Below are 8,350 nucleotides of genomic sequence, written 5' to 3' on the forward strand. Positions count from 1 at the left end.
GAATCGGCGAGGACCGGCCACAGCGGCAGCGCCCAGTCACCGAAATCGCGGTCGGTGAGCGCCACCAGCGCGACCTTGGCTTGCGGATCTGCCCAGGTCAACGTGCCTGTTTGGCCGAAATGGCCGAAAGTGCGAGCCGAGTTTTTACCGCCGGTCCAGTGCGGGGCTTTGGAATCCCTGATCTCGAAGCCCAGCCCCCAATCGTTGGGCCGTTGCTGACCGTAGCCGGGCAATACGCCGTTGAGCCCGGGGAACTGCACGGCCGTCGCCTCGGCGTGCATCTGCGCCGATACCGTCAACGGATTCAGCAGGTCAGCGGCGAAGGCCGCCAAATCCGCCACCGTCGACGTCGCGCCGAAGGCGGCGGCCTGCGCGCCGCCGTCGAGCCGGCTGCTGGTCATTCCCAGCGGATCGAACACCGCCTCGGCGAGGTAGCGACCGAATTCGATCCCAGATGCCTGCTGCAGCGTCTCGGCCAGCACCTCGAAGCCGTAGTTGGAGTAGATCCGTCGGGAGCCAGGCTTGGCCAGCGTCTCATCGGAGTGCATCGCCAACCCCGAGGCGTGGGCCAACAGATGCCGAACCGTCGACCCGGGCGGGCCGGCGGCGGTATCCAAGTCGACGGCGCCTTCCTCGATCGCGATCTGCGCGGCCCGCGCCACCAGGAGCTTGGTTACCGACGCCAGTGCGAACGGCCGTCCCGTGTCACCGTGACTGGCCAACACTCCCGAAGGTCCGACCACCGCTGCGGCCGCCGCCGTAACCGGCCAGTCGTCGAGTGCGTCAAGTGCGGCCATCGCGCAGAAGCCTACCGACCAAGCGCTAGGTTGAAGCCCATGAGTCAGACAGTGCGCGGCGTGATTTCACGGAAAAAAGGTGAGCCCGTCGAGTTGGTGGACATCGTGATCCCCGACCCGGGCCCGGGCGAAGTCGTCGTCGACGTCACCGCATGCGGCGTCTGCCACACCGACCTGACCTACCGCGAGGGTGGCATCACCGACGACTACCCATTTCTGCTCGGCCACGAGGCGGCAGGCACCGTCGAAAAGGTGGGCACCGGCGTAACCGCAGTCGAGCCAGGTGATTTCGTGATCCTGAACTGGCGGGCGGTCTGTGGGCAGTGCCGCGCCTGCAAACGTGGCCGCCCGCAGTACTGCTTCGACTCGTTCAATGCCGAGCAGAAGATGACGCTCACCGACGGCACCGAGCTGACGCCGGCGCTCGGGGTCGGCGCGTTCGCCGACAAGACGCTGGTACACGCCGGCCAAGCCACGTTGGTCGACGCGGCGGCCGACCCGGCAGTCGCCGGCCTGCTGGGCTGCGGGGTGATGGCAGGCCTGGGCGCGGCTCTCAACACCGGCGCAGTCAGCCGTGACGACACGGTCGCGGTGATCGGTTGCGGCGGCGTCGGCGATGCCGCGATCGCCGGGGCAGCGCTGGTCGGCGCGAGACGAATCATCGCCGTCGACACCGACAACACCAAACTGGATTGGGCCCGTAAGTTCGGCGCCACGCACACCATCAACGCCCGTGACCTCGATGTGGTCAAGACGGTCCAGGATCTCACCGACGGGTTCGGCGCCAACGTCGTGATCGACGCCGTCGGGCGACCAGAAACCTGGAAGCAAGCCTTTTACGCCCGCGATCTCGCGGGAACCGTTGTGCTGGTGGGTGTTCCGACACCAGACATGCGCATCGACATGCCGCTACTTGACTTCTTCAGCCACGGCGGCGCATTGAAGTCGTCCTGGTATGGCGACTGCCTGCCCGAACGCGACTTCCCCACGTTGATCGAACTGTATCTGCAGGGCCGGTTGCCGTTGGAGAAGTTCGTCTCTGAACGCATCGGCCTCGGCGATATCGAGGAGGCGTTCCACAAGATGCACGACGGCAAGGTGCTGCGCTCGGTGGTGATGCTGTAATGCCGGCCATCGAGCGCGTCATCACCCATGGCACCTTCGAACTCGACGGTGGCAGTTGGGAAGTCGACAACAACATCTGGATCGTCGGCGACGACTCCGACGTCGTGGTCTTCGACGCCGCGCACACAGCGGCGCCGATCGTTTCCGCCGTCGGCGGGCGAAATGTGGTGGCAGTGGTATGCACACACGGCCACAACGACCATGTGACCGTGGCCCCCGAACTCGGCAAGACGCTCGACGCGCCGGTACTGCTACATCCTGGCGACGATGTGCTGTGGCGGATGACCCATCCGGACAAGGACTTTCGTGCGGTATCCGACGGGGACACACTGAGTGTCGCGGGCACCGAGCTGCGAGCGCTGCACACCCCGGGGCACTCCCCCGGCTCGGTCTGCTGGTACGCCCCCGACCTGGGCGCAGTATTCAGCGGAGACACGTTGTTTTCCGGCGGGCCCGGGGCCACCGGACGGTCGTTTTCCGACTTCCCGACCATCCTGCAGTCGATTTCGGGGCGACTGGGCAAACTTCCTCACCCCACGGTCGTCTACACCGGCCATGGCGACACCACCAGCATCGGCGACGAGATCGTTCACTACGACGAATGGGCCGCCCGGGGGCACTAAAGAGCCACTAGCGGCCGTCGAGAATTCTGCGCTTCTCGTCCTCGAATTCCTTTTCGGTCAGCGCCCCGGAATCCCGCAGTGCCGTCAGGGTTTTGAGCTGCTCGATTCTGACACCTTCGTCGGTCGGTAGCTGTGCCGGCGTCGGGGTCACCACCGGTGACTGCGACGGCTCGCCCAGAGGTTGCCAGACCGGCACGGTTGAGGGTCGGGTGCGAGACAGCCAGATCGGTGCCGCTATCGTGCCGATCAGGCCGATGACGAAGAGACCGACGAATATCCCCACGGGCGGGCCAGATGAGCTGGTACCGCCGTGACCGAACGCCAGTTGGGGGCTGATGAATCCGTTGACTTGCCCGTCGGTGGTGATTTTGTAGTCGCCATCGGCGGGAACCTTTACCAGCCACACCCTGCGATGGGCATCGTTGTTGACTGTGGTTGAGCTGCCATAACTTTCAGTAACCGTTGGCTCGGCAACGCCGGGCGGCGGATCGATGTCTAACCCGAGCTTTGGCACCGGCAGCCCACCGCCGGAAACGCTGCCGATGGTCACCGTGTGGAAGCTGATGGTGGCTTCCCCGGCGGGAAGATGGAGAGTGGCCGAGCCTGGGATAGGCACCTCGCCGTAGGCGTTGAACTTGTCCAAGACAAAGGCCTTGAGCGCGAGGGTGACAACGAAGCCGACGACCGAGCCGACCAGCAACATGATGGCCAGTGCCAGCGAAATTTTTGCGAGCCGCCTGCTACTCATTGACGCAGTGTGACACTGTGAGACGGAACTCGCACCGATTGAGGAGTGATATCCATGGCCACCAATCTCGTCGCGACTGTGCCCGATCTGTCCGAGAAGCTGGCTGTCGTCACCGGGTCCAACAGCGGCCTGGGATTCGGCTTGGCCCGTCGGCTATCTGCTGCAGGTGCCGACGTTGTGATGGCGATCCGCAACCGCGCCAAGGGCGAGGCCGCGATCGACGAGATCCGTGCGACTGTTCCGACGGCGAAGCTGACCATCAAACCCCTCGACTTGTCGTCACTGGCCAGCGTCGCGGCCCTAGGCGAGCAACTCAACGCCGAGGGCCGCCCGATCGACATCCTGGTCAACAACGCCGGGGTGATGACTCCGCCGAAACGCGACACCACCGCCGACGGATTCGAATTGCAGTTCGGCAGTAATCATCTCGGGCACTTCGCGCTCACAGCACACCTGCTGCCGCTGTTGCGCAAGGCGGGCCACGCGCGGGTCGTTTCGCTGAGCAGCCTCGCCGCGCGCCAAAGCGGCAAGATCCACTTCGACGACCTGCAGTTCGAGAAGTCCTACGCGGCCATGTCGGCCTACGGCCAATCGAAGCTGGCGGTGTTGATGTTCGCCCGCGAGTTGAACCGCCGCAGCAGCCAGGCCGGCTGGGGCATCCTCTCCAACGCCGCGCATCCCGGCTTGACCAAAACCAACCTGCAGATCAGCGGCCCGTCGCACGGCCAGTCGAAACCGTCGACCATGGAGCGGCTCTACAAACTGTCGTGGCGGCTGACACCGTTCCTCTGGCAAGAAATTGACGAAGGCATCCTTCCGGCGCTCTACGCGGCGACGTCTCCGCAGGCCGAAGGCGGCGCCTTCTACGGGCCGCAAGGCATCTACGAAGCCGCCGGTGGCGGTGTGACAACCGCCAAGGTGCCCGCCCGCGCTCGCAACGACGCCGATTGCCGGCAGCTGTGGGAAATTTCCGAGCAAATAACCGGAGTCAGCTACCCCTCGACGGCTTAACCTCCTCCGCGCAGTTTGGGCCCGTCGCAAAAGCGGGTAGCCCGTCGTCTATGAGTGTAGACGACGACGAAACCAGCAGTGAAGACACCGGCGACGAAGAGAACACCTCCTCAGAAACGCCCGAGCTCAGCGACGAGGGCAAGGAAGAAGTTCGCCGGATGCGGGACACCTATGACGAGGATCGCCCGACATCAGTGATGCCCGGCACCAACAAGACCATCACTGGGGTCGCGGTCACCGAGTGGCTTGACGACGAGGGCAACCCCAAGTTCGGCAAAGAAAAGCAACAGGAAAAAGAAAAAGAACAAGAAAAAGACGAGCACGAGGACCAGGAGGAAAACGCCGACCAGCACGAAGGCGAATCCGAGAACGCCTGATCGGCGCCTTACGGGGAGCCCGGTTGCGGTTGCGGCAAGAACCGAGGACCGCGGGGGAAGCCGCCGAAGGGCGGGCGCTGGGGCGCCTGGCTTGTCGTGGTCGCTTGGGTGGTCGTCGGCGCTGAGGTCGTCGTCGTGGGCGCTTGCGAGGTCGTCGTCGTTGTCGTCGGCGCTTGGGTGGTCGACGACGGTGTCCCGGTGTCCGAGCTGGTCGAGGATGGCGCGCTGGTCGCCGACGTCTGACTGTCCGTCGTGTCCGAAGATCCCTGGCTGGTCGGTGCGGTTGTGGTGCTCACGCTGGGCGCCGGTGCGGTCGGAGCGCTGCCGGAGGTGTGACGCAGGGTGATCAGCACCGCGGCGCCGATGGCCAGCACCACCAGCGCGGTCCCGACCATCACGACTGCGGGCCGACGGTACCAAGGGTCGCGAACCGGGCCGGTCACGGCCGGTCGGGCGTCATGATCGAATGCCGCCGGCGGCGGTGCCGCCATCGGACCGGCGCCGGAGCCCTCTTCTGGGTATTCACCGGGGCGGATCGGCATGATTCCGGAATCGTCGTCGGTCTCAGACCAGGCCAGTGCCGGTGCCGGGGCGGGTTCCACAGCAAGATCCGAGATCGTCGCGGCGTCGGCGGCCACTCCGGCCGCTGTGGGGGCCAATGCTGTCTCGCCGACGGCCGGGCCGCGTCCGGCCCGTAATGCCGCACCGACAGCGGCCGTCAGATGCGGCCGCGGCGCCGTGATGATCGGTGCGCCCAACTGCTCCGACAAGGTCGTCGTGACGATCGGGATGCTGGCGCCACCGCCCACCAAGGCGATTGCAGCCAGATTCTCTGCTCGAATTCCATTGCGCTGCAACGTCTGATGAACGACCCCTAGGAAGCCGTCCAACGGCTGGCGAATCGCGTCGTCCAGCTCGGCGCGGGTCACTTGGATTTCACCGCGATATCCCGGCACCTCGGCGGTCAGCCTGGTTGCGATGGTCGACGAAAGTTCTTCTTTGGCGTGGCGGCAGGCGTTCCGCAGTGCAGCCAGCGAACCGACAGCCGAGGTCGCAGCCGTGTCGAACGAACCGGCCGACGACAGCTCGGTGACGACATGGGTCAGCAGCGCCTGGTCGATCAGGTCGCCGGAGAACTCACCATGCCGAACGGCGGGAGCGACTGCCTGGTAGCCGTTGGCCGCGTCGAACAGGGCGAGCGTGGTTCCGGTGCCTCCGAAATCGCAGACGGCGATGACACCGCGGTTCGGCACCCCCGGGTCGACCTGCAATGCGATCACCGCCGCCGTGGCGTCCGATAGCAGCGTCAACCGGCCATCCGACCATTCGGCTACCCGGCTCAACGCGACGCGCACCGAGTCGACAGCCGCCGGCGCCCAATGCGCAGGGTGGGTCACCGCGACGGTATCCGGCAGCGGTGGTCCGCCTGTTGCGGCGTAGGACAGTGCCCGCAGCGCGTCGGCGATGAGCGTCTCGCTGCGGTGCGTCGTCCCGTCAGCCGCGACGATGCCGTCCGGGTCGCCCACCTTGTCAACGAAGTCGGTGATCACCAGCCCCGGCTCGTTGAGCATCGGGTTCTCGGAAGGCACACCAACTTCCGGTGGGCGCTGGCGATACAGGGTCAACACCGGCCTGCGGGTCACCGCCCGCTCAGCGGTCACCGCCGCCAAGTTGGTGGCCCCCACCGAAAGGCCTAACGCCGACCGTCCTACGTCAGCCATATCGTCCCATCCGCGCGCATCGGCACCAATTTATAGGTCGCCTCGATTCTGCTGGTCAGCGGATTGTGCCGGCGCCCGCTATCAGCGGCAGATCGAGCGGCGTGACCCAGCCCGGCGAGAGTTCGTTGACGGCCGGCACCGCGTTGAGCGCGCGCATCCCGGTGGCCAGACATCCGGCGGCGGCCGCGTCGCGTCCCGAACCGTCGGTGAAGCGGAATGCGGTTTCCTGGGAGATGCTCGGCGTGCCTTCGATGTCCACCCGGTAGACGTCGTCTTTGGTGCCGGCCGGCCAGTCCGGTGCGGCGTCAAGGCCGATGCGGTTGACGTGCTCGAGCTGGATGCGGGTCTGGCCTTGGTACACCCCGTTGATGGTGAACCGGACCGCGGCAACATGCCCCGGCGGGATGATGCCCTTGGCCGTCTTGCGTTCATCCGGTGTCACCCACTTGTCCCAGGTCGTGGTGATCTCGTCGAGCATGATGCCCGCGGCGTGCGCGATCATCGGGACGGTGGCGCCCCACGCAAAGATCAGCACGTCGCGGTTTTCCAGGATCGGGCGGAATTCGGGCTCGCGTCCGATGCCCATCTCGTTTTCGTAGTCGCCCTCGTAGTTGGTGTAGTCCAGCAGCTCGGATGCCCGCACCGTGCGCACCTCGGAGCACACCCCCATTAGCGTCATCGGGAACAGATCGTTGGCGAAGCCCGGGTCGATGCCAGTGGTGAAACACGACGACTCGCCCAACTCGCAGCCCTCGGTGATCGGCTGGATCCAGGTAGGCGGGTTGAGATGCATCGTCGGCCAGACCCACGGCGTCATCGACGTCGAGCACACGTCGATCCCGGCCCGCAGGAAACGCGTGATAAGCGCGATGTTGGCGTCGGCATGGGCCGCGGTGGGGCCGTAATGCACCAGCGCGTCGGGCTGCAACGCGATCAGCGCGTCGACATCGTCGGTGGCGGTGATGCCGACCGGTCCGGCCAGCCCGCAGATTTCGCCGACGTCGCGGCCGACTTTGTCCGGATTGCTGACGCCGACGCCGACCAGTTCGAACAGCGGATGTTTGAGGACTTCGGCGATCACCATCTTGCCGACGAAACCGGTACCCCAGATCACGACCCGCTTAGCCATTCGTCACCTTCTTCATCGACAACCCCCTGGGTTCACCCTAAGCGGGTGCGGTCATCGTTCGGGCGAAACCGGAATGTCATCCTTTCGATCATCCGGTCGCGCAACGTCAACGTGTGCAACAGGATCGCGGATACATGCGCGGCGATAGCGGCCATCAATGCATACGCGACGACCGAATGAGCTTGTCGCAGAAGCCAAAACAACTGCGCGTCAAACGGCGCGATGCGCGGGAGCCGAAGTGAGCCGAACACGACGACCGGTCCCCCGGCGGCCGAAAGCATCGCCCAGCCGATCAGCGGCTGGAGCAGCAGCAGCGCGTACAGCGACACCTCGGACAGCACGACGATCTTGCGTTCCAGCGCGCCGACCGTGGCCGGCAACGGCGGAGCGCGATGAGTCAACCGGTTGACCAGACGCACCAGCACCACCACCAGGATGGTCACGCCCAGCGTCCGGTGAATCATGACCAGCCGCGCGTACTCGCCGACCGAGTTCACCATCACGAAGCCGATGAACAACGCGCAGAACACCAGCACCGCCGTCAGCCAATGCAGGATTCTGGTCAGCCGGGTGAACCGGCCCGGCTCGGGCATCGCGGTCACAGCGTCGTCTCCCCGGTGCGACGTCGGTATGACGCGGCGTAGACGGCCGACCGCGCGCTGAGCAACGGATCGTCGGACGGCTCGATGCCGACGGGCAGCACCAGCGGATCGAAGTTGATATCTCGGGCATTACCGGGCGCGTCGGGTTTGACGGAGTCGAGCGTGAGCAGGCCGGTGTCGACGCTGCGGCGACCGGCGGGCCAGGGCAGGGTCGCGT

The 8,350-nt window shown here is 65.7% G+C and carries 9 protein-coding genes and 1 pseudogene; 4 read left to right on the plus strand and 6 right to left on the minus strand.

Translation table 11 applies throughout. The features are described 5' to 3' along the window. Positions 1-797 (minus strand): serine hydrolase domain-containing protein (locus WBF82_RS00320; RefSeq protein ID WP_424381123.1); only part of this gene is annotated, 797 nt, incomplete at its 3' end. A gap of 39 nt (positions 798-836) precedes the next feature. Here WBF82_RS00320 and WBF82_RS00325 point away from each other — a divergent pair. Together WBF82_RS00325 and WBF82_RS00330 are read left to right on the plus strand one after the other, a co-directional pair. Next, positions 837-1,922: an S-(hydroxymethyl)mycothiol dehydrogenase gene (locus WBF82_RS00325; protein ID WP_424381124.1), complete on the plus strand. Its 1,086-nt coding sequence runs from the start codon at positions 837-839 to the stop codon at positions 1,920-1,922. Beyond that, positions 1,922-2,545, plus strand: coding sequence for an MBL fold metallo-hydrolase (locus tag WBF82_RS00330; protein ID WP_424381125.1), 624 nt, complete (start codon positions 1,922-1,924; stop codon positions 2,543-2,545). The genes WBF82_RS00325 and WBF82_RS00330 overlap by 1 nt, the downstream gene beginning before the upstream one ends. 7 nt (positions 2,546-2,552) lie before the next feature. Here the strand turns inward: WBF82_RS00330 and WBF82_RS00335 are convergent, their stop codons facing one another. Further along, complete coding sequence (locus WBF82_RS00335) at positions 2,553-3,293, minus strand: SHOCT domain-containing protein (protein ID WP_424381126.1); 741 nt, start codon at positions 3,291-3,293, stop codon at positions 2,553-2,555. Between the two features lie 54 nt (positions 3,294-3,347). Here WBF82_RS00335 and WBF82_RS00340 point away from each other — a divergent pair, with 54 nt between their 5' ends. Beyond that, complete coding sequence (locus WBF82_RS00340) at positions 3,348-4,304, plus strand: SDR family oxidoreductase (protein WP_424381127.1); 957 nt, start codon at positions 3,348-3,350, stop codon at positions 4,302-4,304. Between the two features lie 50 nt (positions 4,305-4,354). Further along, on the plus strand, positions 4,355-4,681 hold the full coding sequence (locus WBF82_RS00345; RefSeq protein WP_424381128.1) for a hypothetical protein: 327 nt from the start codon (positions 4,355-4,357) through the stop codon (positions 4,679-4,681). An 8-nt stretch (positions 4,682-4,689) separates the two neighbouring features. On the opposite strand, the gene WBF82_RS00350 is transcribed toward WBF82_RS00345, so the two are convergent. The 4 genes and pseudogenes from WBF82_RS00350 to WBF82_RS00365 all read right to left on the minus strand — a co-directional run. Continuing rightward, positions 4,690-6,402 carry an Hsp70 family protein gene (locus WBF82_RS00350; protein WP_424381129.1) on the minus strand — a complete coding sequence of 571 codons (1,713 nt, stop codon included), beginning with the start codon at positions 6,400-6,402 and terminating at the stop codon, positions 4,690-4,692. A gap of 55 nt (positions 6,403-6,457) precedes the next feature. After that, positions 6,458-7,531: a dihydrodipicolinate reductase gene (locus tag WBF82_RS00355; protein ID WP_424381130.1), complete on the minus strand. Its 1,074-nt coding sequence runs from the start codon at positions 7,529-7,531 to the stop codon at positions 6,458-6,460. A gap of 32 nt (positions 7,532-7,563) precedes the next feature. Next, the gene (locus WBF82_RS00360; protein WP_424381131.1) at positions 7,564-8,124 is read right to left on the minus strand and encodes a cytochrome b; all 561 of its coding nucleotides are present in this window, start codon (positions 8,122-8,124) and stop codon (positions 7,564-7,566) included. 5 nt (positions 8,125-8,129) lie between these two features. Beyond that, positions 8,130-8,350 (minus strand): annotated as a pseudogene (locus WBF82_RS00365) (catalase); the annotation flags it as partial.

Source organism: Mycobacterium sp. (assembly GCF_049673265.1).
Classification (GTDB): Bacteria; Actinomycetota; Actinomycetes; order Mycobacteriales; family Mycobacteriaceae; genus Mycobacterium.

Coding starts and splice junctions, on each gene's coding strand:
- WBF82_RS00325 (WP_424381124.1), top strand. CDS start 837: ATGAGTCAGACAGTGCGCGGCGTGATTTCACGGAAAAAAGGTGAGCCC.
- WBF82_RS00330 (WP_424381125.1), top strand. CDS start 1,922: ATGCCGGCCATCGAGCGCGTCATCACCCATGGCACCTTCGAACTCGAC.
- WBF82_RS00335 (WP_424381126.1), bottom strand. CDS start 3,293: ATGAGTAGCAGGCGGCTCGCAAAAATTTCGCTGGCACTGGCCATCATG.
- WBF82_RS00340 (WP_424381127.1), top strand. CDS start 3,348: ATGGCCACCAATCTCGTCGCGACTGTGCCCGATCTGTCCGAGAAGCTG.
- WBF82_RS00345 (WP_424381128.1), top strand. CDS start 4,355: ATGAGTGTAGACGACGACGAAACCAGCAGTGAAGACACCGGCGACGAA.
- WBF82_RS00350 (WP_424381129.1), bottom strand. CDS start 6,402: ATGGCTGACGTAGGACGGTCGGCGTTAGGCCTTTCGGTGGGGGCCACC.
- WBF82_RS00355 (WP_424381130.1), bottom strand. CDS start 7,531: ATGGCTAAGCGGGTCGTGATCTGGGGTACCGGTTTCGTCGGCAAGATG.
- WBF82_RS00360 (WP_424381131.1), bottom strand. CDS start 8,124: ATGCCCGAGCCGGGCCGGTTCACCCGGCTGACCAGAATCCTGCATTGG.